The organism is Mesorhizobium sp. M1322 (genome assembly GCF_040318085.1).
Lineage (GTDB): Bacteria > Pseudomonadota > Alphaproteobacteria > Rhizobiales > Rhizobiaceae > Mesorhizobium.
The window spans coordinates 1-1,451 of record NZ_JAMYLP010000204.1 but is presented as its reverse complement, the minus strand read 5'-3'; the positions used below and the strand labels follow the sequence as shown (position 1 = coordinate 1,451).

Annotated in this window: 1 protein-coding gene; it reads left to right on the top strand. The window is 60.1% G+C overall.

From position 1 onward, the window contains the following. Window positions 1–284 precede the first annotated feature (284 nt). Window positions 285–1,421 (top strand): M24 family metallopeptidase, encoded by a 1,137-nt coding sequence (locus NKH12_RS30390; RefSeq protein WP_352956476.1) that lies wholly within the window; start codon window positions 285–287, stop codon window positions 1,419–1,421. Window positions 1,422–1,451 lie beyond the last annotated feature (30 nt).

Genomic DNA, 1,451 nt, shown 5'->3' with positions numbered 1-1,451 from the left:
CCCGCAAGATGCACAGAGTATGGTGGGATTCGTGGAGATGCGCGCTTAGGTCAATATGCTAGTCCAATTGCCGCAAGACGCCTACCGGCCTCATTGGCGTGCCAGTACAGCTCCAGCCGATGTGGAACATGCAGAAGGCGTGAGCTCGGACCTGGAGTCGCTGCAGTTTTTACTGAACTTGCACCGGATGGAGGGACGACGACCCCGATAGAGCCCTTCAGCATCGATCGATTTACACAAGCTTCGACAGAGAACACGGCCGCGGCCGAACAGAGGACATGCTCATGACCGGACGTTTGCAGGCCTTCCCGACGCAGGAGTTCAAGAAACGGCTGCAGCGCGTGCAGAGTGACATGCGTGAGTGCGGTCTCGACATGCTGCTTATCCATGCGCCGGAAAATATTTACTATCTCACGGGTTATCAGAACTCGGCAACTTTCTCTTACCAAACGCTCGTCGTAACCGACGCGCAGGAGCCGACTCTGCTTCTACGCTACCTCGAAAAGGGAGCTGTCGACGAATACTCCTGGCTTGAGAGCTGCGAGACATGGCGGGAAAGTGACGACGTCGTGGTCCGGACCGCCGAGGTGGCCCGCGCTCTCGGCGGTGGCGCGGCCAGCATCGGCATCGAGAAGAGTTCGTGGTTCCTCACCGCGGATGTGGCGGAGAGGCTTGCGGAGAAACTCCCGAGGGCGACGTTCATCGACGCTAGCCAACTCGTTGACCGCATCCGTCTCGTCAAGTCGGAACGAGAACTCGCCTATATTCGCAGGGCCGGCGCCATTGTCGAGCTCGAGATGCGGGCAGCAATCGAGATAATGCGCCCAGGAGTCACGGAGGCGGAGGTAGCCGCCGCGGTGCTGCACACGGGTGTGCTCGCCGGCTGTGAGTATACCGGTCTGCCCCAGCACATACAGTCCGGGCACCGTTCCAATGTTGCCCACGGCAATTGGACGCCGAAGGTAATTGAGCTTGGCGAACTCGTGGTTCTCGAACTTTTTGGCTGCGTGGAGCGCTATCATGCCACCCAGCTGCGCGTTGTATCGCTCGGCCGGCCGCGCGACGACGCACGCCAGGCAGCGGCACTCGTGATCAAAGCGCAAGACGAGGCGCTGCGGGCCCTACGTCCCGGTGCGTCGAGCAAGGCCGTCGACGCGCTCGTGCGCGGCCCAATCCGGACCATCCGCCCTGACTACTACAACCGCTCTGGCTATTCTACCGGCATCGGATTTCCGCCGCGCACGGCTGAATGGCAGACGCTCGATTTCAATGAGCACGATGATTGGGAGGTCAAAGAGGGAATGGCTTTCCACATGTACGCATTCGCTCGCGGCGTCGGCATCAGCGAAACGGTAGTAGTCACCCGCTCGGGAGCTGAGCGTGCGACACCTGGGAATCCACGCGAACTGATCATCGTCTGATTGATCGGTTAACGTCCAAAGATCTCTGGA